General features: G+C 57.3%; 17 protein-coding genes. 2 read left to right on the top strand and 15 right to left on the bottom strand.

The genetic code is table 11. From position 1 onward, the window contains the following. Positions 1-13: 13 nt before the first annotated feature. The 6 genes from ftsB to cysG form a co-directional block, all read right to left on the bottom strand. Complete coding sequence (gene ftsB, locus MT962_RS11985; RefSeq protein ID WP_024551664.1) at positions 14-325, bottom strand: cell division protein FtsB; 312 nt, start codon at positions 323-325, stop codon at positions 14-16. Positions 326-506: 181 nt separating this feature from the next. Beyond that, a complete protein-coding gene (locus MT962_RS11980) occupies positions 507-827 on the bottom strand; it encodes a DUF3561 family protein (protein ID WP_024551663.1) in 321 nt (106 codons plus the stop codon). Positions 828-876: 49 nt separating this feature from the next. Then, positions 877-1,482: an adenylyl-sulfate kinase gene (cysC, locus tag MT962_RS11975; RefSeq protein ID WP_024557189.1), complete on the bottom strand. Its 606-nt coding sequence runs from the start codon at positions 1,480-1,482 to the stop codon at positions 877-879. Further along, positions 1,482-2,909 carry a sulfate adenylyltransferase subunit CysN gene (gene cysN / locus MT962_RS11970; RefSeq protein WP_247365676.1) on the bottom strand — a complete coding sequence of 476 codons (1,428 nt, stop codon included), beginning with the start codon at positions 2,907-2,909 and terminating at the stop codon, positions 1,482-1,484. The genes cysC and cysN overlap by 1 nt, the downstream gene beginning before the upstream one ends. A gap of 9 nt (positions 2,910-2,918) precedes the next feature. Next, positions 2,919-3,827 (bottom strand): sulfate adenylyltransferase subunit CysD, encoded by a 909-nt coding sequence (gene cysD / locus MT962_RS11965; protein WP_024557187.1) that lies wholly within the window; start codon positions 3,825-3,827, stop codon positions 2,919-2,921. Positions 3,828-3,982: 155 nt separating this feature from the next. After that, positions 3,983-5,398 (bottom strand): siroheme synthase CysG, encoded by a 1,416-nt coding sequence (gene cysG, locus MT962_RS11960; RefSeq protein WP_024560160.1) that lies wholly within the window; start codon positions 5,396-5,398, stop codon positions 3,983-3,985. Between the two features lie 243 nt (positions 5,399-5,641). Between cysG and MT962_RS11955 the strand changes: the two genes are divergently transcribed. Next, on the top strand, positions 5,642-6,682 hold the full coding sequence (locus MT962_RS11955; protein ID WP_048887897.1) for an aminopeptidase: 1,041 nt from the start codon (positions 5,642-5,644) through the stop codon (positions 6,680-6,682). 30 nt (positions 6,683-6,712) lie between these two features. Here the strand turns inward: MT962_RS11955 and MT962_RS11950 are convergent, their stop codons facing one another. The 3 genes from MT962_RS11950 to cysJ all read right to left on the bottom strand — a co-directional run bounded on the left by MT962_RS11950 (position 6,713) and on the right by cysJ (position 11,032). Continuing rightward, positions 6,713-7,447 carry a phosphoadenylyl-sulfate reductase gene (locus MT962_RS11950; RefSeq protein WP_024560158.1) on the bottom strand — a complete coding sequence of 245 codons (735 nt, stop codon included), beginning with the start codon at positions 7,445-7,447 and terminating at the stop codon, positions 6,713-6,715. A 73-nt stretch (positions 7,448-7,520) separates the two neighbouring features. Next, a complete protein-coding gene (gene cysI / locus MT962_RS11945) occupies positions 7,521-9,233 on the bottom strand; it encodes an assimilatory sulfite reductase (NADPH) hemoprotein subunit (protein WP_024557183.1) in 1,713 nt (570 codons plus the stop codon). Further along, positions 9,233-11,032: an NADPH-dependent assimilatory sulfite reductase flavoprotein subunit gene (cysJ, locus tag MT962_RS11940; protein ID WP_247365674.1), complete on the bottom strand. Its 1,800-nt coding sequence runs from the start codon at positions 11,030-11,032 to the stop codon at positions 9,233-9,235. The genes cysI and cysJ overlap by 1 nt, the downstream gene beginning before the upstream one ends. 303 nt (positions 11,033-11,335) lie before the next feature. Here cysJ and queD point away from each other — a divergent pair, with 303 nt between their 5' ends. Beyond that, positions 11,336-11,698: a 6-carboxytetrahydropterin synthase QueD gene (gene queD / locus MT962_RS11935; RefSeq protein WP_024557181.1), complete on the top strand. Its 363-nt coding sequence runs from the start codon at positions 11,336-11,338 to the stop codon at positions 11,696-11,698. Between the two features lie 45 nt (positions 11,699-11,743). Here the strand turns inward: queD and queE are convergent, their stop codons facing one another. From queE to relA, 6 genes are all read right to left on the bottom strand, one after another. After that, a complete protein-coding gene (gene queE / locus MT962_RS11930) occupies positions 11,744-12,415 on the bottom strand; it encodes a 7-carboxy-7-deazaguanine synthase QueE (RefSeq protein ID WP_247365672.1) in 672 nt (223 codons plus the stop codon). A 113-nt stretch (positions 12,416-12,528) separates the two neighbouring features. Next, positions 12,529-13,551: an alcohol dehydrogenase AdhP gene (adhP, locus tag MT962_RS11925; protein ID WP_247365669.1), complete on the bottom strand. Its 1,023-nt coding sequence runs from the start codon at positions 13,549-13,551 to the stop codon at positions 12,529-12,531. 159 nt (positions 13,552-13,710) lie between these two features. Then, complete coding sequence (gene eno / locus MT962_RS11920) at positions 13,711-15,009, bottom strand: phosphopyruvate hydratase (RefSeq protein WP_024556415.1); 1,299 nt, start codon at positions 15,007-15,009, stop codon at positions 13,711-13,713. 82 nt (positions 15,010-15,091) lie between these two features. Next, entirely contained in the window at positions 15,092-16,729 is a 1,638-nt protein-coding gene (gene pyrG / locus MT962_RS11915; protein WP_024556416.1) for a glutamine hydrolyzing CTP synthase, read from the bottom strand. Between the two features lie 226 nt (positions 16,730-16,955). Beyond that, positions 16,956-17,747, bottom strand: a complete 792-nt coding sequence (gene mazG / locus MT962_RS11910) for a nucleoside triphosphate pyrophosphohydrolase (RefSeq protein ID WP_024560154.1) — start codon at positions 17,745-17,747, stop codon at positions 16,956-16,958. 143 nt (positions 17,748-17,890) lie between these two features. Further along, positions 17,891-20,119 carry a GTP diphosphokinase gene (relA, locus tag MT962_RS11905; protein WP_024556418.1) on the bottom strand — a complete coding sequence of 743 codons (2,229 nt, stop codon included), beginning with the start codon at positions 20,117-20,119 and terminating at the stop codon, positions 17,891-17,893. Positions 20,120-20,161 lie beyond the last annotated feature (42 nt).

Raw genomic sequence — 20,161 nt, 5'->3', positions numbered from 1 at the left:
AACCCGAGTCTGGTTAGCGATTGTTTTGCCCTGACCCGTTAGGACGCTTTGAGGCGTCCGGCACCAGACGATAAAAGGTTTCGCCAGGTTTGGTCATGCTTAATTCATTGCGTGCGCGCTCTTCGATAGCTTCTTGTCCGCCATTGAGATCGTCAATTTCGGCGAAAAGCTGATCGTTGCGCGCCTTAAGTTTGGCGTTAGTAGCCTGCTGTACGGCGACGTCGTCGGCGACGCGGGAGTAATCGTGAACGCCATTTTTGCCGAACCACAGCGAATACTGTAGCCAGACCAGTAAAGCCAGCAACAGCAGCGTTAGTTTACCCATTCCGCCCCCTGAAAAACGGCCTTATCATCCCATAACTTCCTGCCAGGCTCTACACCCGATACAGTCCCCAGGCGCAGCAGCGCTGCCAAAACAGCGGCAGAATGTACCACAGAACGCGGCGCGATGCGTACTGCACATATTTGTAACATATTCATGATAAAACGACAGGCGCAGGCTTGTCTTAGCCCATCAGCCAGAAAAACAGCAGCCCGAACATCAGGACCACCGTTAACAGTGTTGCAATGCTGCTGTAAAGAAGCTTGCCGTTAAGCAGAGAATAGAGCGCGATGCCCACCACGACCGCTACGGGCATTAACGCCAGAAAGAAAGGCCAGGTATACAGAAAGAAAAAAAGCGTGTTGGAGCCGTAGACCAGAAAGGGCGGGCCCAGCGCGATGAGCCACGAGATAAATCCCAGCACGGCGCCAGGCCACGACCAGGTCGTTTCTTCAGCGGGTGGCGTCTGAGCCTGTGAGATGATGATATTGGTGCCGTTGCGCATAACTTATCCTGTGACCTGACATGCCGGGAAGCGGCTTCCCGGCGCCGTCTCAGGATTTGATGATATCGTCCCGGCGCAACAGATCTAACAATTGCGCAATCAAATTTGTTACTAATTGTTGGCCATCGAGGTGAATTTCCGGCTTCTCCGGCGCTTCGTAAACCGAGTCGATGCCGGTAAAATTGCGCAGCTCGCCGGCGCGGGCTTTTTTATAAAGCCCTTTCGGGTCGCGCGCTTCGCACACCTCAAGCGGCGTATCCACAAACACTTCAATGAACCGCCCCGCCCCTACGCGCTCGCGCACCATAGCGCGCTCGGCGCGATGCGGCGAAATAAAGGCCGTCAGCACCACCAGACCTGCGTCGACCATCAGGTTCGCCACTTCGCCGACGCGGCGGATATTCTCCTTACGGTCAGCGTCGCTAAAGCCTAAATCGCTGCACAGCCCGTGACGCACATTATCGCCATCCAGCAGGTAGGTGCTGACGCCAAGCTGGTGCAGCGCCTCTTCCAGCGCGCCGGCCACCGTCGATTTACCCGAGCCCGAAAGCCCGGTAAACCAGAGCACAACGCCACGGTGGCCGTGGAGGTGTTCGCGCTGTTCGGCGGTCACGGGATGGGCGTGCCAGACGACGTTCTCGTCATGCTGCGCCATTATTTGCCTCCCAGCAGGTCGCGCGCGCCCCAGTGCGGGAAGTGGCGACGCACCAGCGCGTTCAGCTCCAGCTCAAAAGCGCTGTAAGCGGAAGGCTCCTGGTAGACCTCGGTTTGCGGCTCGCGCACCATGCCGGCGCCCACGGTAACGTTGCTCAGGCGATCGATGAAAATTAGCCCGCCGGTCACCGGGTTCTCCTGATATTTATCCAGACTCAGCGGCTCGTCGAAAGTAAGGTCTACCAGCCCGATGCCGTTCAGCGGCAGGTTTTCCACTACGCGCTGGGTCAGGTTATTGATATCCACCTGATACTGAATGTTGTCGACACGGGCGCGGGTTTTCTTACCGGCGATTTTAATGTCGTAGCTCTGGCCAGGCGTCAGTGGCTGCTCCGCCATCCATACCACGTCTACCGACGCGCTCTGCACCGCAGGCACGTTCTGGGCGGCGTCCACCAGCAGGTCACCGCGGCTGATGTCGATTTCATCTTTCAGCACCAGCGTAATCGCCTCGCCTGCGCCCGCCTCGTCTAAATCGCCATCAAAGGTCACAATACGGGCAACGGCGGATTCCACGCCGGAAGGCAGCACTTTCACGCGCTGGCCGACTTTCACGGCGCCGGAAGCCACCGTACCCGCATAGCCGCGAAAATCGAGATTCGGGCGATTAACATACTGCACCGGGAAACGCAGCGGCTGCGCATCGACGCCGCGATTTATCTCGACGGTTTCCAGCACTTCCAGCAGCGTCGGGCCGGTATACCAGGTCATGTTCAGGCTGGAGAGAGCGACGTTGTCTCCTTCCAGCGCGGAAAGCGGCACGAAACGGATGTCCAGGTTGCCTGGCAGCTGCGCGGCGAAGTTAAGGTAATCCTGTTTGATCTGCTCGAAACGCTCTTCGCTGAACTCCACCAGGTCCATTTTGTTCACCGCGACCACCAGGTGCTTAATCCCCAGCAGCGTAGAGATAAAGCTGTGGCGACGCGTCTGGTCCAGCACCCCTTTACGGGCGTCGATCAGCAGAATCGCGAGATCGCAGGTGGAGGCGCCGGTCGCCATGTTGCGGGTGTACTGCTCGTGCCCGGGGGTATCGGCGATAATAAATTTGCGCTTTTCGGTGGAGAAGTAGCGGTAAGCCACGTCAATGGTGATGCCCTGCTCGCGCTCCGCCTGCAGGCCGTCCACCAGCAGCGCCAGGTCGAGCTTTTCGCCCTGGGTGCCGTGACGCTTGCTGTCGTTATGCAGCGAGGAAAGCTGGTCTTCATAAATCTGGCGCGTATCGTGCAGCAGGCGGCCTATCAGGGTGCTTTTCCCGTCATCCACGCTGCCGCAGGTCAGAAAGCGCAGCAGGCTTTTGTGCTGCTGGGCATGCAGGTACGCCTCCACGCCGCCCTCTTTAGCGATTTGTTGTGCGATGGTCGTGTTCATGACGGCTCCTTAGAAATAACCCTGGCGTTTTTTCAGCTCCATCGAGCCTGCCTGGTCGCGGTCAATCACGCGACCCTGTCGTTCGCTGGTGGTCGATACCAGCATCTCTTCAATGATTTCCGGCAGCGTCTGCGCGCCGGATTCCACCGCGCCGGTCAGCGGCCAGCAGCCCAGCGTGCGGAAACGCACCATCCGCTGCTTGATCTCTTCGCCCGGCTGCAGGTCGATGCGATCGTCGTCGATCATCATCAGCATGCCGTCACGCTCCAGCACCGGGCGCTCTGCCGCCAGGTAAAGCGGAACGATTTCGATATTTTCCAGATAGATGTACTGCCAGATGTCCAGCTCGGTCCAGTTGGAAAGCGGGAAGACGCGAATGCTCTCGCCTTTGTTGATCTGGCCGTTATAGTTATGCCACAGCTCCGGGCGCTGGTTTTTCGGGTCCCAGCGGTGGAAGCGGTCGCGGAAGGAGTAGATACGCTCTTTAGCGCGAGATTTTTCCTCGTCGCGCCGCGCTCCGCCGAAGGCGGCGTCAAAACCATATTTGTTAAGCGCCTGCTTCAACCCTTCGGTTTTCATGATATCGGTGTGTTTGGCGCTGCCGTGCACGAACGGGTTGATGCCCATCGCCACCCCTTCCGGGTTTTTATGCACCAGCAGTTCACAGCCGTAGGCTTTGGCGGTACGGTCGCGGAACTCGTACATCTCACGGAATTTCCAGCCGGTATCGACGTGCAGCAGCGGGAACGGCAGCGTGCCCGGATAAAAAGCTTTACGCGCCAGGTGCAGCATTACGCTGGAATCTTTACCGATGGAATACATCATCACCGGGTTAGAAAATTCTGCAGCCACTTCACGAATGATATGGATGCTTTCCGCCTCCAGTTGCCGCAGGTGAGTGAGTCGTTTTTGGTCCATAACCTTTCCTTATAAGGCCTGGTGCAGCAGGCGTTATTGTTGCAGCCAGTTTTATTACGGCCTGCGCGCAGCAACCGCAGCGTACACAAGTACGTGAGGATGGCGAGCACAGCCCGGAACAAAAAGGGCAAATAAACTAGCCTGTTGCGCCAGGACTAAGCCAAATTAACCACGGAAGAGCGGAACTCTTCCGCCGGGTTGGATTGTTGATACCAGGCCAGTTGCGGGTGAAGCGTCACCACTTCCCCAATCACCAGCAGAGCTGGCATCGGCGCCTGTTTCGCAAGCGCATCGAGTTGTTGTAGCGTGCCGGTGAAGATCTGCTGATCTTCCCGCGTGCCGCGGCTGATAACCGCCACCGGCGTATCGGCGTCGCGGCCGTGTTGAATAAGTTGTTCGCTTATCTCAGCGGCTTTCATGGTGCCCATATAGATGGCGAGCGTCTGGCGGCTTTTCGCCAGCAAGGCCCAGTCGAACGGCGCGCTGTCGGGCTTATAATGTCCGGTGACGAAGACCGCGCTCTGGGCATAATCACGGTGCGTCAGCGGGATGCCGGCGTAGGCCGTCGCACCTGAAGCCGCCGTGACGCCAGGCACCACCTGAAAAGGCACCCCCGCGGCCTTCGCCGCCTGAAGCTCCTCGCCGCCGCGCCCGAAGATAAACGGGTCGCCGCCCTTCAGGCGCACCACGGTTTTCCCTTCCCGCGCGAAATCGATAAGCATTTGGTTAGTTTCGTGCTGCGCGACGGCATGCGAGCCCGCGCGTTTGCCTACGCAGATACGCTCGGCATCGCGGCGCACAAGATCGAGCACCCCGTCGCTGACCAGGTGGTCATACAGCACCACATCCGCCTGCTGCATGACCTGCAATCCGCGAAGCGTCAGCAGCCCCGCGTCGCCCGGCCCGGCGCCGACGAGAATAATTTCGCCCTGCTCGCTCTCAGGCTCCGCCAGCGTCTGCGCCAGGGTCTCCTGCGCCGCCTGCTCATTGCCCGCCGCCATCTGGCTTGCGAAACGGCCGCGGAAAGCACGTTCCCAGAAGCGACGACGCGCATCGGTGGTGGTCAACCGCGCTTTAATCTTCTCGCGCCAGCTTCCCGCCACTTCCGCCATGCGCCCGAGATTCGCGGGCAGCAGCGCCTCAATCTTCTCCCGCAACAAGCGGGCCAGCACCGGCGCGTTGCCGCCGGAGGAGATAGCCACCACCAGCGGCGAGCGGTCGACAATAGAGGGAAAGATAAACGAGCAGAGCGGCTGATCGTCCACCACGTTGACCAGCCGCTGGCGGGCATTCGCCGCGTCAAAAACCCGGCGATTCAGTTCGCTGTCGTTCGTGGCGGCAATGACCAGAAAAACCGTATCCAGCTGCGCTTCGTCAAACGCCTGCGCGAACCAGTCGATAGCTTTCGCTTCAGCGAGCGCCGCCAGTTCCGGGTGCAGCGCTCGCGCCACCACCCGCACCTGCGCGCCCGCGCGAGTCAATAAAGCGATTTTACGCGCCGCTACCTCACCGCCGCCGACAACCAGCACGGGGCGATTTTTTAACGCGGCAAACAGGGGGAGATAATCCACAACGGCAAAGCTCGCAAGTAACAGGGACTACGGGGGACTATAGGGGGCGCTTGATAACGAATGAAATTACGAATTGGCATGAGTAGTTCCACAAAGGAATAAGTCGCTGGCAAAACAAATACCAAAAAGTGCTTAAGACGTGGTTTTTCGGGCGTTTGGGATGAAATGAAATTGTGTAAGCCCGGTCACAGTTTCATACTAAGCGGAAAAATTTTTCCGCTCTTTTTCGATTAAGGATTATCTATGCTTTCCGCAGTGCGCCGCTTAACCCTGAGCCTGGCGCTGAGCGTATGCTTTACTCTGCCTGCCGCGGCGCGCGCCCCTGTGCTGGGGGAGACCGCCAATCAACAGACTCGCTATATCGCCACTTATTTTCCCGGCCGGATGACCGGCTCGCCTGCTGAAATGCTCTCGGCGGATTACCTGCGCCAGCAGTTCGCGCAGTGGGGCTACCAGAGCGATATTCGCGCTTTTCACAGCCGTTACGTCTATACCACCGAGAATAAACACGCCAACTGGCATAACGTCACCGGCAGCACGGTTATCGCCGCGCATGAAGGAAAAGAGCCGCAGCAGATAATCATCATGGCGCACCTCGACACTTACGCGCCGCAAAGCGATAACGATGTCGATAACAATCTGGGCGGGCTGACCCTGCAGGGCGTGGATGACAATGCCGCAGGGCTCGGCGTGCTGCTGGAACTCGCGCAGCGCCTGAAAGCGGTGCCCACGCGCTACGGCATTCGCTTTATCGCCACCAGCGGTGAAGAAGAGGGCAAGCTTGGCGCGGAAAATGTTCTCAAGCGCATGAGCGAAAAAGAGAAGAAAAATACGTTGCTGGTGATTAACCTGGACAATCTGGTCGTGGGCGACCGGCTTTATTTCAACAGCGGTCAGAGCACCCCCGCCGCCGTGCGTAAGCTCACCCGCGACCGTGCGCTGGCTATCGCGCATCAGCATGGCATTCCCGCCGCCACCAACCCTGGCCTGAACCCGCGCTACCCGCAGGGTACGGGCTGCTGCAACGACGCTGAGGTGTTTGATAAAGCGGGTATTCCGGTGCTTTCGGTTGAAGCGACAAACTGGTCGTTGGGCAAAAAAGATGGCTACCAGCAGCGCGCGAAAAGCAAAGCGTTTCCGGATGGCAACAGCTGGCATAACGTGCGCCTCGATAACCAGCAATACCTTGATGAAGCACTGCCGGGCCGCATTGAAAAACGCAGCCGTGATGTAATGCGCGTCATGCTGCCATTGGTGAAAGAGCTGGCGAAGGCGGGGAAATAAAAAACGCGACATTTCGTCGCGTTTTCTCTTTTAACCTTCGTGCAATCCACATTCGCGCTTGAGGCCGAAGAAGCGGGTTTCTTCTTCCGCCATGCCCGGCTCCCATTTGCGGGTGGTGTGGGTGTCGCCGACGGAAAGATAACCCTCGTCCCACAGCGGGTGATATTTCAGCCCATGCTTTTGCAGGTACTGATAAACGGTGCGGTTGTCCCAGTCGATAATCGGCAGGATTTTAAATACGCCGCGCTGAACGCCTAATACCGGCAGGCTGGCGCGGCTGCCGGACTGCTCGCGGCGCAGGCCTGCGAACCAGGTTTGCGCATTAAGCGCGTTGAGCGCGCGGTTCATCGGCTCGACTTTATTGATCTCGTTGTACTTCTCAATCCCTTCCACGCCCTGTTCCCACAGCTTGCCGTAGCGCGCTTCCTGCCAGGCCGGGCTTTGCTCGGCGCGGTAGATTTTCAGGTTCAGGTTGAGCTTTTCCGTCAGCTCATCAATAAAGCGGTACGTTTCTGGAAAAAGATAGCCCGTATCGGTGAGGATAACCGGGATATCCGGGCGCTCGCGCGTGACCAGATGCAGGCAGACCGCCGCCTGGATGCCGAAGCTTGAAGAGAGCACAAACTCGCCGGGCAAATGCTCCAGCGCCCAGCGCACCCGCTCTTCGGCGCTCAGCGTTTCAAGCCGGGCGTTGGTTTCGGCGAGCGCCGCCGCGCGTTCTTCTTTCGTCTGACCATTAAGCGCGTGCAGATCGAGTTGAGACATGTTGACCTCGCTTGTTTGAGTTCGCTTTCAGCCGGGGGAAGCGGGTAAGCGCAGCGCCACCCGCCAGGCCTGCTTATTCCCAGAAATCCCGCGCCGGATCGAGAACCGGACGGATTATCCCGGTGCGCACGGTGAAGTCGCCGAAGCCTTCGCCCGCTTCGCGCTCTTTCGCCCAGCGGCCCACCAGCTCATCTATCGTTTCCAGGATCTCCGGCTCGGTGATGTTCTCGCGATACATCCGCGGAATACGCGTGCCGATACGGTTGCCGCCAAGATGCAGGTTATAGCGCCCCGGCGCTTTACCCACGAGACCCAGCTCCGCCAGCATCGCGCGGCCACAGCCGTTCGGGCAGCCGGTAACGCGCAGGACGATATGCTCATCCGCCACGCCGTGCTTCGCCATCAGGGCGTCCACTTTATCGATAAACGTTGGCAGGAAACGCTCGGCTTCCGCCATCGCCAGCGGGCAGGTCGGGAACGACACGCAGGCCATGGAGTTTTCACGCTGCGGCGTAACGGCGTCCATCAGGCCATGCGCCCGCGCCAGTTGTTCAATCTTCGCCTTATCGCTTTCCGGCACGCCCGCCACGATAAGGTTCTGGTTGGCGGTGAGGCGGAAATCGCCTTTGTGGATCTTCGCAATTTCCAGCAGGCCGGTTTTCAGCGGACGGCCGGGGAAGTCCAGGATACGGCCGTTTTCAATAAACAGCGTCAGATGCCATTTATTATCGATGCCTTTTACCCAGCCGATGCGGTCGCCGCGACCGGTAAATTCGTAAGGACGGATCGGTTCAAACTTAATGCCCGCGCGACGCTCCACTTCCGCTTTGAACACGTCCGGCCCGACACGCTCCAGCGTATATTTGGTTTTAGCGTTTTTACGGTCGGTGCGGTTACCCCAGTCGCGCTGGGTCGTCACCACCGCTTCCGCCACGGCAAGGGTATGCTCCAGCGGAATGTAGCCAAACTCCGTCGCGGTGCGCGCGTAGGTTTTCTTATTGCCGTGTTCGATAGACAGCCCGCCGCCCACCAGCAGGTTGAAGCCCACCAGCTTGCCGTTTTCGGCAATCGCCACGAAGTTCATGTCATTAGCGTGCAGGTCGACATCGTTCTGCGGCGGCACCACGACCGTGGTTTTGAACTTACGCGGCAGGTACGTCGGCCCGAGGATCGGCTCTTCATCGGTGGTCGCCACTTTCTCCTGGTCGAGCCAGATTTCCGCATAAGCGCGGGTGCGCGGCAGCAGATGCTCAGAGAGCTTTTTCGCCCACTCATATGCTTCGGCGTGCAGCTGCGATTCCACCGGGTTAGAGGTGCAGAGCACGTTGCGGTTCATGTCGTTGGCGGTCGCCAGCGCGTCCAGCCCGACAGAGTGCAGCATCTGGTGCGCCGGCTTGACGTTTTTCTTCAGCAGACCGTGATACTGGAACGTCTGACGGTTGGTCAGGCGAATGCTGCCGTAGATAGTGTTTTCGCCCGCGAACTTATCAATCGCCAGCCACTGCTTCGGGGTCATGATCCCGCCAGGCAGACGGCAGCGCAGCATCATCGCGTGGCGCGGCTCAAGCTTCTGCTCGGCGCGCTCGGCGCGGATATCGCGGTCATCCTGCTGATACATGCCGTGAAAGCGGATCAGCAGGAAGTTGTCGCCATTAAAGCCGCCGGTCAGGCCGTCATTTAAATCTTCGGCGATGGTGCCGCGCAGGAAGTTACTTTCGCGTTTCATGCGTTCCGCGTCGGTAAGTTTTCCTTCGACCACCAGAGGCCCTGGGTGTTTTTCGCTCATTAATAGACGTCTCGCTGGTAACGGCGCTCTACGCGCAGCTCACTTAAATATTCGTCTGCCGCCTCGGCGTCCATCGCGCCGTGTTCGGCAATCACTTCCAGTAAAGCCTGGTCGACATCTCGCGCCATGCGAGTCGCGTCGCCGCAGACATAAATGTGCGCGCCGTCGTTAATCCAGCGCCACAGCTCCGCGCCCTGCTGGCGCAGTTTATCTTGTACGTAAATTTTTTCTTTTTGATCCCGCGACCAGGCAAGATCGATGCGGCTCAGCACGCCCTCTTTAACGTAGCGCTGCCACTCCACCTGGTAGAGGAAATCTTCAGTAAAGTGCGGGTTGCCGAAGAAGAGCCAGTTTTTGCCCTGCGCGCCATCTGCCGCACGCTGCTGCATAAAGGCGCGGAACGGCGCGATGCCGGTGCCGGGGCCAATCATAATCACTGGCGTATCCGGGTTGGCTGGCAGACGGAAGTTGTCGTTATGCTCGATAAATACGCGCACTTCGCCATCTTCCTCCAGACGGTCCGCGAGGAAGCTTGACGCCCCACCCGCGCGCGGACGGCCTTCGATATCGTAGCGCACCACGCCTACGGTGATGTGCACTTCACTCTCCACTTCCGCCTGTGAAGAGGCGATGGAGTAAAGACGCGGCGTCAGCGGACGCAGCAGGCCGAGAAGTTTATCGGCGTCCAGCTGCGCAGGCGCGAAACGCACCATATCCACAATCGGCACCGTAGCGGCATAGTGCTGAAGCTTCGCTTTATCGCCCACCAGCGCCAGCAGTTGTTCGTTGCGGGTCAACGTCGCATAGTTTTCCACGATGTTGGCGGTATTCACGGTCAGCTCAAAGTGCCACTGCAGGGCTTCGCTAAGCGGCAGGGTTTTCCCTTCCACCTCAACAGGCTCATCGCCTTTCAGCCACAGCAACTCCACCAGTTCTTGCACCAGAGCCGGGTCGTTCTGATACCAGACGCCCAGCGCGTCGCCCGGCTGATAGCGCAAGCCGGAATCGCCCAGATCGATCTCCAGATGACGAACGTCTTTCCCGGAGTCGCGGCCGGTGATTTTCTGGTTAACGGCAAGCGTCGCCGTCAGCGGCGCTTCTTTGGTGTAAGGCGTGGAGTCTACCAGGTTGACAGCGCCCTGGGCGGCAATGCTTGCCTGCGCAGGCGCAGCCGGCGCGCGGGCTTTCAGCACTTCTACCACGCGCGCGCGCCACTCTTGCGCAGCCGCCTGGTATTCCACATCTGCATCCACGCGGTCGAGCAGACGCTCAGCGCCCAGCTCCGCCAGCTTGCTGTCGAAATCTTTCCCCGCCTGGCTGAAGAACTCATAAGAGGTATCGCCCAGACCAAAAACGGCGAAAGCGGCGCCATTGAGTTTCGGCGCCTTTTTCGAGAACAGGAATTTGTGCAGCGCGACGGCCTCTTCCGGCGGCTCCCCTTCCCCCTGGGTAGAGGTGACGATCACCAACAGCTTTTCAGAAGCGATTTGCTTAAACTTATAGTCACCGGCGTTAACCAGCTTAACGTTCAGCTTCGCCGCGAGCAGATCGTCGCGCAGCGCCTCCGCCACCCGGCGCGCATTGCCGGTCTGAGAAGCCGAGATAAGCGTAATGGCTGGCGCTTCGGCGACAGGGGCGGCAGCTTGCGCCGTGGCGCCCGGCTGGTTGGAGATCCCCCAGAAATAGCCTGAAAGCCAGGCGAGCTGGGTGGGCGTTAAATCGTGGGTCGCCGTCTGAAGGCGAGCCAGCTGCTCCGGGCTCAGCGGGAGCAAAGCGCTTGGTGGGGCCTGCGTCGTCATGCGTCGTTATGTTCCAGTAGCAAAGCTGTTTTTTATTGTAAAAACAGAAGAGAAAGTAAGGTTAACGGGCGGCATAGTAACAATTAAAGAAGGGATGGAAATAATAAATAACCAAAAGCACTAACCGCTTTTATCACTAAGGCTAAGCGGCAAAAGTGGTTAATCATCTTTTTGATTACAAAGGATTAATTTCACCAGCGAAACGCCATCCTGCCGCTTATCGTTAACGACGGTTTTAGTTAATGCTAAAAACGGTCAATTCCGGTACTATGCGGCGGTTTTTTGCCAGACTGAGACTGCGTTATGCCTACCACCCTGTTTAAAGATTTCATGTTCGAAGCCGCCCACCGCCTGCCACATGTACCGGAAGGCCATAAATGCGGACGTCTGCATGGGCATTCCTTTATGGTGCGCCTGGAAGTAACGGGCGAGGTGGATCCGCATACCGGTTGGATCATCGATTTTGCCGAACTGAAGGCGGCCTTCAAGCCTGTTTACGACCAGTTGGATCACTATTATCTCAACGATATTCCGGGGCTTGAGAATCCGACCAGCGAAGTGCTGGCGAAATGGATTTGGGACCAGATGAAGCCGAAGATGCCGTTGCTGAGCGCGGTAATGATTAAAGAGACCTGCACGGCGGGCTGCGTATACCGCGGCGAATAAGCGCGGCGTCAGCGAGAAATAAAAAAGGGGCTTACGCCCCTTTTTTCATGCAATGTTCAGGTATTTATGCGTTTGCATGGAAAGCCGCCAGTTGCGGGCGATACAGGTTTCAATGCACAAACGGGTGGCATCCTCTTTCTGGCTGATAGGCTGGAGCGCAATCACGCGCTGCTTATCGTCATGCAGCCTTGCCAGCAATTCATCCAGCGCTTCTATATCACGCATGCGCCCCACCGGGTGTTTCACCTCATCGGCGCGCTGCAACGCCTGGTCCAGCACCTCATAGCCGCCGCGCATATTCACTTTTGGCGACACCGTTACCCAGGTGGTGGGCGTACAGCGCACTTCATGCGTGCCGCTGGTTTCAATCTGGCAGCTAAAGCCGTTTTTCTCCAGCATGTGAGTGAGCGGCAGCAGATCGTGAATGCACGGCTCGCCGCCAGTGATAACGACATGGCGCGCGGTATACCCCTGGCGGCTAATGACCGCCAGCAGATCTTCACTGCTGGCTGCGCCCCATTTATCGCTCTCTTTGGTTTTGGCGATCACGCTGTAAAGCGACACTTCCCGATCGGCGAGCTTATCCCACGTGTGTTTGGTGTCGCACCAGGCACAGCCAACCGGGCATCCCTGCAATCGAATAAAAATGGCGGGAACGCCGGTAAAGTAACCCTCGCCCTGCAGGGTCTGGAACATCTCATTAATCGGGTACTGCATGATACTCTCTGCAAATGGTGTAAACCGTAATTATCGCAGAAGTTACGGTCGGGGTCATGTGTTGCGGCGCCTGCGCGGTGAACACAGGCGCCGGTAGCGATGCTCAGGCTGGCTTACAAGGCGGTTTTACGCTTGAAATCAATCACCATTCGGCCTTTGATCTTCCCTTCTTCCATTTCATGGAAGATAACGTTGATATCTTCCAGAGGACGCAGGGTGACATTCGGCACCACCTTGCCCTCGGCGGCGAACTGGAACGCCTCCGCCAGATCCTGACGCGTGCCGACCAACGAACCGACCACCTCGATACCGTCCAGCACCAGGCGAGGAATATTGAGGCTCATCGATTCCGACGGCAAGCCTACCGCCACAATGCGCGCGCCGGCGCGAACCGCATCCACCGCTGAGTTGAACGCCGCTTTCGCCACCGCCGTCACCACTGCCGCGTGCGCCCCGCCTGTCTTTTCCTGAATAATTTTAGCCGCGTCGTCGTTACGGGAGTTGATAGTCAGCTCAGCGCCGCTCTCTTTAGCAAATTCAAGCTGCATATCATTTACGTCCACGGCGATGACTTTCGCATTGAACACATTTTTAGCGTATTGCAACGCCAGGTTGCCAAGCCCGCCAAGGCCATAAATCACAATCCACTGACCGGGACGGATATTCGAGCTTTTCACCGCTTTGTAAGTCGTGACGCCTGCGCAGGTGATGCTGCTGGCTGCGGCGGAATCCAGGCCATCCGGCACTTTAACCGCGTAATCCGCCACCACGATGCACTCTTCCGCCATACCGCCATCCACGCTGTAGCCGGCGTTTTTCACATTACGACAGAGCGTTTCATTGCCGCTGGAACAATATTCGCAATGCCCGCATCCCTGGAAAAACCAGGCGACGCTCGCGCGATCGCCAGGCTTAAGCGAAGTGACGCCCGGGCCGATGGCTTTGACGACCCCGATACCTTCATGTCCCAGCGTCCTGCCGGTGACATCGCCAAAGTCGCCATTTTTTACATGCAGATCGGTGTGGCAAACGCCGCAACACTCCATGGCGAGCAAGGCTTCGCCATGTTCCAGCGGGCGCAGGGTTTTATCGATGATTTCAACCGAATGGTCTTTGCTGACAACGGCGGCTTTCATAGTCTCTCCTCATAGCATGGACAGGACTTTGTTATTTATTGCTTTTAAGCATCAAGCGTTACATCTCGCCGTTAAGTATGGAGGAAGCACAAATGAGCGCAAAAAGCGCCCATAAAAAAACCCGCCGAAGCGGGTTTCAATTACTTTACAGGGTCAGCATTACGCCTGGCCTTTGATCTCTTTACGACCGTTGTACGGCGCTTTTTCACCCAGCGCTTCTTCGATACGAATCAGCTGGTTGTATTTAGCAACGCGGTCAGAACGGCTCATGGAGCCGGTTTTGATCTGGCCTGCAGCGGTACCTACTGCCAGGTCGGCAATGGTCGCGTCTTCAGTTTCGCCAGAACGGTGAGAGATAACGGCAGTGTAGCCTGCATCTTTCGCCATCTTGATAGCAGCCAGCGTTTCGGTCAGAGAACCGATCTGGTTGAATTTGATCAGGATGGAGTTAGCAATGCCTTTCTCGATGCCTTCTTTCAGGATTTTGGTGTTGGTTACGAACAGGTCGTCGCCAACCAGCTGGATTTTGTCGCCCAGCACTTTGGTCTGGTAAGCAAAACCGTCCCAGTCAGACTCGTCCAGACCGTCTTCGATAGAAACGATCGGATACTGTTTGGTCAGATCTTCCAGGAAGTGGGTGAATTCTTCAGAGGTGAAAGCTTTGTTGCCTTCGCCAGCCAGAACGTATTTACCGTCTTTGTAGAATTCAGAAGCCGCGCAGTCCATCGCCAGAGTGATGTCTTTGCCCAGCTCATAGCCAGCCGCTTTAACCGCTTCTGCGATAACCGCCAGCGCTTCAGCGTTAGAACCCAGGTTCGGCGCGTAGCCGCCTTCGTCGCCAACAGCGGTGTTCATGCCTTTGGCTTTCAGAACTTTCGCCAGGTGATGGAAGACTTCAGAACCCATACGGATGGCTTCTTTAACGGTCTTCGCGCCAACCGGCTGAATCATGAATTCCTGGATATCAACGTTGTTGTCAGCGTGCTCGCCGCCGTTGATGATGTTCATCATCGGAACCGGCATAGAGAATTTGCCCGGGGTGCCGTTCAGCTCAGCAATGTGCTCGTACAGCGGCATGCCTTTAGCGGCAGCGGCAGCTTTAGCGGCAGCCAGAGAAACAGCCAGAATGGCGTTTGCACCGAAGTTGGATTTGTTTTCAGTACCATCGAGGTCGATCATGATTTTGTCGATGGCAGCCTGGTCTTTAGCGTCTTTACCTACTACAGCCTGAGCGATTGGGCCGTTTACCGCAGCAACAGCTTTGGTTACGCCTTTACCCAGGAAACGGGATTTGTCGCCATCGCGCAGTTCCAGCGCTTCGCGGGAACCCGTAGAAGCACCTGACGGTGCAGCGGCCATACCTACGAAACCGCCTTCCAGGTGAACTTCGGCTTCAACAGTCGGGTTACCACGGGAGTCGATGATTTCACGACCGATGACTTTAACGATTTTGGACATTAGGTTTTCCTCAGTACAAGTTAAACTAAAACTCCAGACAAACAACGCGCGAAAAATTCGCGCGTTGCCGTTCTAACTCTGCTTACTTCGCCTGACGCTTCTGGTAATCGCTCGCGGCTTTCACAAAGCCTGCGAACAGCGGATGACCATCGCGCGGGGTGGAAGTAAATTCCGGGTGGAACTGACAAGCGACAAACCACGGGTGATTCGGCACTTCGATGATCTCGACCAACTGATCATCGCCGGAACGGCCCGCAACTCGCAGACCTGCTGCTTCAATTTGTTTCAACAACATATTGTTGACTTCGTAACGGTGGCGGTGACGCTCGACAATGGTCGGCTCGCCATACAGCTGGCGCACCAGGCTATCGTCGCTGAGCTGACACTGCTGCGCGCCAAGGCGCATCGTCCCACCGAGATCGCTTTTTTCCGTACGCGTCTCAACGTTGCCATTTTCGTCGCGCCATTCAGTGATCAACGCAACGACTGGATACTTACAGTCTGGCACAAATTCAGTGGAGTTGGCGTTGTCCATTCCCGCAACGTGACGGGCATATTCAATCAGCGCAACCTGCATACCGAGGCAAATGCCGAGGTAAGGAATATTGTTCTCGCGAGCGTAACGCGCGGTGGCGATTTTGCCTTCCACGCCGCGATAGCCAAAGCCGCCAGGGATAAGGATAGCGTCCAGTCCCTTAAGCACCTCTTCGCCGCGCGTTTCCACATCCTGCGAATCGATAAGCTTAATGTTGACGGTCACGCGGTTCTTAAGCCCGCCGTGTTTCAGCGCTTCAATAACGGATTTGTAGGCGTCCGGCAGTTCAATGTACTTGCCGACCATACCAATCGTCACTTCGCCTGCCGGGTTAGCTTCTTCATAAATCACCTGTTCCCATTCTGACAGGTTCGCTTCCGCGCAGCTGAGGCTGAATCGTTTACAAATATAATCGTCGAGCCCCTGCGATTTCAACAGGCCCGGAATTTTATAGATGGAATCGACATCTTTCAGAGAAATAACCGCTTTTTCCGGTACGTTACAGAACAACGCAATCTTGGCGCGTTCGTTCGCCGGCACGGCGCGATCGGAGCGGCAAATCAGCACGTCCGGCTGAATGCCGATAGAGAGCAGTTCTTTTACGGAATGCTGAGTCGGCTTGGTTTTGACTTCGCCCGCCGCCGCCATGTAAGGCACCAGCGTAAGGTGCATAAACAGCGCGTGTTCACGACCAATATCAACCGCCAGCTGACGAATCGCTTCGAGGAACGGCAGGGATTCGATATCGCCCACGGTGCCGCCGATTTCAACCAGCACCACATCGTGGCCTTCGCCGCCTTCAATGATGCGTTCTTTAATGGCGTTGGTGATGTGCGGAATAACCTGTACGGTCGCGCCCAGATAATCGCCACGGCGTTCTTTACGCAATACGTCAGAATAGATACGACCCGTGGTGAAGTTGTTGCGACGGGTCATCTTGGTACGGATGAAACGCTCGTAGTGACCCAGGTCCAGGTCGGTTTCAGCGCCGTCTTCAGTAACGAACACTTCCCCGTGTTGAATAGGGCTCATGGTGCCCGGATCGACGTTAATGTACGGATCCAGTTTCATGATAGTTACGTTGAGGCCACGGGCTTCGAGAATGGCTGCGAGGGAGGCTGCGGCAATGCCTTTACCCAGAGAGGAAACGACCCCGCCGGTCACAAAAATATAGTTCGTTGTCATGCTGAACCTGAGAAGTTAGGTTTAAAGACGATGGAATAACCAGGACGGGAAAGTAGTATACCCGAACACGACAGGGCTCACAAACTTTCATTCTGTGCGTTCAGCGCCAGGTCTTGCCAATCTCAAGCCGTGAGAAAATAGCGGCTTTGCGCGAAATGTTTTTGACGCAAATCAAGCGCTTGTTAATTAAGTTTTCCCACAACAAGCGCTTAATAAGAAAAAAGCCTTAGCGATCAGTTTCCTGGCGTTTTACTTCCTGCCAGGCCGCTTCCATTTGCTCGAGCGTGGCGTGCTCCATTTTCACGCCCTGCGCGTGGATGATTGACTCAACCTGGCGAAAACGGCGTTCAAATTTCCGGTTCGCTTTTTGCAGCGCGATCTCCGCTTTGCTGCCCAGATGACGAGAAAGATTCACCGTGGCGAACAGCAAATCGCCAATCTCTTCCTCAAGCTTCGCCTCATCCACGACAGCCTGCTGCGCTTCATGCATCACCTCATCGATTTCTTCATGCACCTTTTCCACAACAGGGCCAAGAGAGGTCCAGTCAAACCCCACCGCCGAGCAGCGTTTCTGTATTTTATGCGCGCGCATCAGCGCAGGCAGACTCTCCGGGATATCGTCCAGCGCGGAGTGCTGCGCTTTTTCGGCGCGTTCGGCGCTCTTGGTCTTTTCCCAGTTAGCCAGCACTTGTGCGCTGTCGCTGAAATTCGCTTCGCCGAAGATGTGCGGGTGACGACGCTCCAGCTTGTCGCTGATGGCACAGCAAATATCGTCAAAGTTAAAGCGCCCCTCTTCCTGCGCCATCTGGGCGTAAAACACCACCTGGAAAAGCAGGTCGCCCAGCTCGCCGCGCAGGTCGTCAAAATCCTCGCGCGCGATAGCGTCCAGCACTTCATAGGTCTCTTCCAGCGTATAGGGCGCAATGGTGGCGAAAGTCTGTTCTTTGTCCCACGGGCAGCCGTTTTGCGGGTCACGCAGGCGCTGCATAATGCCAAGCAGGCGGTCGATCTGATTCATGGTTAATCCTTGCAAATTCGGGGATTTCTTCTCCTGCGAGAAGGAGAAAAGAGAGGTAAGGTCCGCTCTGCGGCTTTGGATGTCAAGGGAGGCGGCCTCCCACGAAAGCGCAGGGGCGCCCACAGCGCCCCTGGCCGTCGCGGTTAACCGTGCAGCCGCCGGGCGTCGATTACATCCGGCACCTGGTTGAGTTTGCCGAGCACGCGGCCCAGCACCTGCAGGTTGTATATCTCAATTTCCATATCGATGGTGGCGAGCTGCTGGCGCGTGTCGCTGCGGCTGGTGACGCCAAGCACGTTCACCTTCTCGTTGGCGAGGATCGTGGTGATATCGCGCAGCAGGCCGCTGCGGTCGTTGGCAGTTACGCGCACAATCAATGAGTAGCCCGCGGAATAGCTCTCGCCCCATACCGCGTCGACAATGCGCTCCGGCGCATGCGATTGCAGTTCCGCCAACTGGTCGCAGTCGGCGCGGTGGATGGAGATGCCGCGTCCCTGGGTGATAAAGCCGACAATATCGTCGCCCGGAATCGGCTGGCAGCAACGGGCGATATGGTGCATCAGGTTGCCGACTCCCTCTACCACCACGCGGCCGTTGTCTTTGCTGCGCCCCTGCGGCGTATAGCTTTTCTGCGTGAGCTGGCGCAGCGCCGCCGCATCCTGCTCTTCCGCACTCGGCTTGTTGAACTGCGCCTGCAGGAAATTCACCATCTGGTTGAGGCGAATATCGCCGCCGCCAATCGCCGCCAGCAGCTCGTCGATTTCATTGAAGTTATAGCGCGGCAGCAGGTGTTTTTCCGCCTCTTTCAGGCTGATGCCCAGATGCGCCAGTTCATCATCCAGAATCTGCCGTCCGGCGAGAATGTTTTTATCCCTGTCCTGCTTACGGAACCAGGCGTGGATCTTCGAGCGCCCGCGGCTGGTGGTGACGTAACCAAGGTTCGGGTTTAACCAGTCGCGGCTCGGGTTTGGCTGTTTCTGGGTGATGATTTCTATCTGGTCGCCCATCTGCAGCTGGTAGGTAAACGGCACAATGCGTCCGCCTATTTTCGCGCCGATGCAGCGGTGCCCCACATCGCTGTGGATGTGATAGGCGAAATCGAGCGGCGTGGAGCCCGCAGGCAGATCCACCACATCGCCTTTGGGCGTAAAGACGTAAACCCGGTCGTCGAAGACCTGGCTGCGCAGTTCGTCGAGCATTTCGCCGGAGTCGGACATCTCTTCCTGCCAGGCGATAAGCTTACGCAGCCAGGCAATACGGTCTTCATGCCCAGTGCGACCGCCGCTGGTGGCGCCCTCTTTATATTTCCAGTGCGCCGCCACGCCAAGCTCGGCGTCCTCGTGCATCTGTTTGGTGCGAATTTGAATCTCTACCGTTTTGCCGCCAGGGCCCAGCACCACGGTGTGAATAGACTGGTAGCCGTTCGGCTTCGGGTTGGCGACATAGTCGTCGAACTCATCGGGTAAATGGCGATAATGCGTATGTACTATCCCCAGCGCGGCGTAGCAATCCTGCAAGCGCTCGGCGACGATACGCACGGCGCGCACGTCAAACAGCTCGTCAAAGGCGAGATGCTTTTTCTGCATCTTGCGCCAGATACTGTAGATATGTTTGGGGCGCCCGTAGACTTCCGCCTTCACGCCCTCTTCTTTCATCGCCTTGCGCAGGTGCGCGACGAACTCATCGATGTAATGCTCGCGATCGATACGCCGCTCGTGCAGCAGTTTAGCGATGCGCTTGTACTCCGCCGGGTGCAGATAGCGGAAGCAGTAATCTTCCAGCTCCCATTTGAGCTGGCCGATGCCGAGGCGGTTGGCGAGCGGCGCGTAAATGTTCGTACACTCTTTCGCCGCCAGCACGCGTTCATCTTCCGGCGCGTCTTTTACCTCGCGCAGATGCGCAATACGTTCGGCAAGCTTAATGACCACGCAGCGGAAGTCGTCGACCATCGCCAACAGCATGCGGCGCACGTTATCGACCTGTTCGGAAGAGACGGCGTCGGTATGCGTGGCTTTCAACTGGCGAATGGCCGCCATGTCGCGCACGCCATGAATCAGCGTGACGACCGGTTTGCCCACGCTTTCCGTCAGCACCTCTTCGCTGACGACTCCGCTGTCCACCAGCGGGAAAAGCAGCGCGGCGCGCAGGGTATCGATATCCATGCTGAGCATCGAGAGGATTTCGACCATCTCGACGCCGCGCCACAGCACCGCTTCCGCCTGCGGATGACCGCTGGTTTGCTGTTCACAATAACGCCAGGTCTCGGTTAAGCGTTCACAAGACTGCTGACTGGCGATGCCAAGGCTCGCCACCCATTTTTCATGGTCGAATTCGCCAGCTTTATTGAGATGCGCACTTCTTACCGCAACCATCGTCCTCTCCTTAAGGGACCAGCCGCCGCGCCCGCAGGCGAG

This window comes from Franconibacter sp. IITDAS19, assembly GCF_023079515.1.
Classification (GTDB): Bacteria; Pseudomonadota; Gammaproteobacteria; order Enterobacterales; family Enterobacteriaceae; genus Franconibacter; species Franconibacter pulveris.
This window is presented reverse-complemented; position numbering and strand designations above follow the sequence as displayed.

Excerpts from the sequence above, each read along its gene's own strand:
- ftsB (WP_024551664.1), bottom strand. The coding sequence starts at position 325 with ATGGGTAAACTAACGCTGCTGTTGCTGGCTTTACTGGTCTGGCTACAG.
- MT962_RS11980 (WP_024551663.1), bottom strand. The coding sequence starts at position 827 with ATGCGCAACGGCACCAATATCATCATCTCACAGGCTCAGACGCCACCC.
- cysC (WP_024557189.1), bottom strand. The coding sequence starts at position 1,482 with ATGGCGCAGCATGACGAGAACGTCGTCTGGCACGCCCATCCCGTGACC.
- cysN (WP_247365676.1), bottom strand. The coding sequence starts at position 2,909 with ATGAACACGACCATCGCACAACAAATCGCTAAAGAGGGCGGCGTGGAG.
- cysD (WP_024557187.1), bottom strand. The coding sequence starts at position 3,827 with ATGGACCAAAAACGACTCACTCACCTGCGGCAACTGGAGGCGGAAAGC.
- MT962_RS11955 (WP_048887897.1), top strand. The coding sequence starts at position 5,642 with ATGCTTTCCGCAGTGCGCCGCTTAACCCTGAGCCTGGCGCTGAGCGTA.
- MT962_RS11950 (WP_024560158.1), bottom strand. The coding sequence starts at position 7,447 with ATGTCTCAACTCGATCTGCACGCGCTTAATGGTCAGACGAAAGAAGAA.
- cysI (WP_024557183.1), bottom strand. The coding sequence starts at position 9,233 with ATGAGCGAAAAACACCCAGGGCCTCTGGTGGTCGAAGGAAAACTTACC.
- cysJ (WP_247365674.1), bottom strand. The coding sequence starts at position 11,032 with ATGACGACGCAGGCCCCACCAAGCGCTTTGCTCCCGCTGAGCCCGGAG.
- queD (WP_024557181.1), top strand. The coding sequence starts at position 11,336 with ATGCCTACCACCCTGTTTAAAGATTTCATGTTCGAAGCCGCCCACCGC.
- queE (WP_247365672.1), bottom strand. The coding sequence starts at position 12,415 with ATGCAGTACCCGATTAATGAGATGTTCCAGACCCTGCAGGGCGAGGGT.
- adhP (WP_247365669.1), bottom strand. The coding sequence starts at position 13,551 with ATGAAAGCCGCCGTTGTCAGCAAAGACCATTCGGTTGAAATCATCGAT.
- eno (WP_024556415.1), bottom strand. The coding sequence starts at position 15,009 with ATGTCCAAAATCGTTAAAGTCATCGGTCGTGAAATCATCGACTCCCGT.
- pyrG (WP_024556416.1), bottom strand. The coding sequence starts at position 16,729 with ATGACAACGAACTATATTTTTGTGACCGGCGGGGTCGTTTCCTCTCTG.
- mazG (WP_024560154.1), bottom strand. The coding sequence starts at position 17,747 with ATGAATCAGATCGACCGCCTGCTTGGCATTATGCAGCGCCTGCGTGAC.
- relA (WP_024556418.1), bottom strand. The coding sequence starts at position 20,119 with ATGGTTGCGGTAAGAAGTGCGCATCTCAATAAAGCTGGCGAATTCGAC.